Raw genomic sequence first — 1,848 nt, 5'->3', positions numbered from 1 at the left:
GGGCATCAAGGCGTCCTTATTTCAGCTGGTCCTGGAACTGCTCCAGGGCCGCCACCGCACACTGCTCGTCCAGGTGGCCACCGGGGGCTCCGCCCACGCCCAGGGCGCCAACCACCTCGTTGCCCACTTTCACCGGAACGCCACCGCCCAGCAGCAGAAAGCCGGGAATCTGGCCGAGGTTGGCCGCACCGGGGTTCTTTTGCGAACCCTCCATCATGGCCAGCGTGGTGTTCCTGGCGGACGCCGAGGTGAAGGCTTTGAGGCGGCTGGCTTCCAGGGTGTGTGGGCCGGCGTTGTCGGCGCGCACCACGGCACGCACGGTGCCGGAGCGGTCGACCACGGTGGCTGCCACGCTGTAACCCTTGGCGCTGCACGCAGCCACGGTGGCGGTGGCGATCTGGGTCGCCAGCGCGGCCGACAGGGTTTTTTCGGTCAGCACGGCTTGCGCCTGGGCTTGGGTGGCGAGCAAGGGCGAGGCCAGCAGGAGGGCGATGGCGCCGGCTTTGAAAGAGGTGTTCATGGGGTTCTCCGGGGAAGAAAGCGGTTCGATCAACCGTGGGAGAACTTTAAAAAACGCGGACCGCTAGCGCCATTCGGGCGCCTACGCGCCGCCCTCCGTAAAACTACGCAGTGCCGTCTTCGTGCACCAGGGTGGCGTAGTGGCGGATCAGCTGCGCCAGCGACTCGGTCTGCAGTTTGTGGAACACATTGGCGCGGTGCGTTTCCACGGTGCGGGGCGACAGGCCCAGCGCGCGGGCGATGTCCTTGTTGGTGAGGCCCTCGACGATCAGGCCCAGCACCTCGCGCTCGCGCGGCGAGAGCTGGGCAAAACGCTCGCGCGCGTCGCGGTCGGCCAGGTTGCGCTGGCGCGAGCCCACGTGCTGGCGCACGGCGTTTTGCAGCGCTTCCAGCAAGGCTTCGTCGTCCACCGGTTTTTCCAGGAATTCGGCCGCACCGCTCTTGAAGGCGCGGCGGCACATGTCCACGTTGCCGTGCCCGGTGAGCATGATGACGGGCTGGTCCACGCGCTGCGCCACCAGCGTGTCCAGCACGGCCAGGCCACCGATGCCGGGCATGCGCACGTCGAGCACGATGGCGCCTATGCCGTCGCGGTCGAACTCGGCGAGAAAGGCGCCCGGGTCGCTCCAGGCCTGCACGCGCAAGCCCACGGTGCCGATGAGCAAGGCCAGGCTGGCGCGCACGGCGTCGTCGTCGTCGATCAGGTGGATGGTGGGCGAGAGCGGGCCAGGGGCGCTGCTGGTGGAGGCCGGTGGCGGAGTGGTATTCATGCGCGGGGCTCCAACGGCAGGGTCAGGGTGAAGGCAGCACCGTGGGGCACCACCGCTGCCGCCGCGAGCGTGCCGCCCATGGATTGCGCCAGCGATTCGCACAGGCTCAAACCCAGGCCCAGGCCACCTTCGCGGGTGGAGAAAAAGGGCTCGAACAAACGCGGCAGGGCTTCCGGGGCGATGCCCGGTCCGTTGTCGCTCACCACCAGTTCGCCGATCGATCCACGTGCCGAGACCGACACCACCAGGGCGCGCGGTGCGGAGTCCATTTGCTCCAGCGCCTGCAAGGCGTTCATCAGCAGGTTGTGCACGATTTGTTCCAGCGCCACCGGATCGGCCCGCACCCGCACCGGGGCGTCGGCGTGCAGCACCGGCGTGACCCGGCGGCGCTGGCATTCCGGCTCCAGCAGGTAGAGCACGCGCCGCACCGCGTCGTTCAGCGTCAGAGCCAAGGTCGCACTGTCGGCGTGGGGGCGTTCCACGGCGCGGCGCAAACGCCCGATCACGTCGGCCGCGCGGCGCGCTTGCGCGGCGGCCTGCGCCATGGCGTCGCGCGCGG

3 protein-coding genes are annotated in these 1,848 nt (G+C 69.2%); all 3 read right to left on the bottom strand.

Going from position 1 to position 1,848, the window contains the following annotated elements; translation table 11 throughout:
* Positions 1 to 16: 16 nt before the first annotated feature.
* Positions 17 to 520 (bottom strand): heme-binding protein, encoded by a 504-nt coding sequence (locus tag ABYB95_RS22760; RefSeq protein WP_372662395.1) that lies wholly within the window; start codon positions 518 to 520, stop codon positions 17 to 19.
* A 103-nt stretch (positions 521 to 623) separates the two neighbouring features.
* Positions 624 to 1,289: a response regulator transcription factor gene (locus ABYB95_RS22755; protein WP_372662392.1), complete on the bottom strand. Its 666-nt coding sequence runs from the start codon at positions 1,287 to 1,289 to the stop codon at positions 624 to 626.
* A partial coding sequence (locus ABYB95_RS22750; protein WP_372662389.1) for a sensor histidine kinase occupies positions 1,286 to 1,848 on the bottom strand: 563 nt, incomplete at its 5' end. The genes ABYB95_RS22750 and ABYB95_RS22755, both read right to left, overlap by 4 nt.

Source organism: Hydrogenophaga sp. (assembly GCF_041633695.1).
GTDB lineage: Bacteria > Pseudomonadota > Gammaproteobacteria > Burkholderiales > Burkholderiaceae_C > Hydrogenophaga.
The sequence above is the reverse complement of the archived record's forward strand: the minus strand, read 5'-3'. Positions and strand labels throughout refer to the sequence as shown.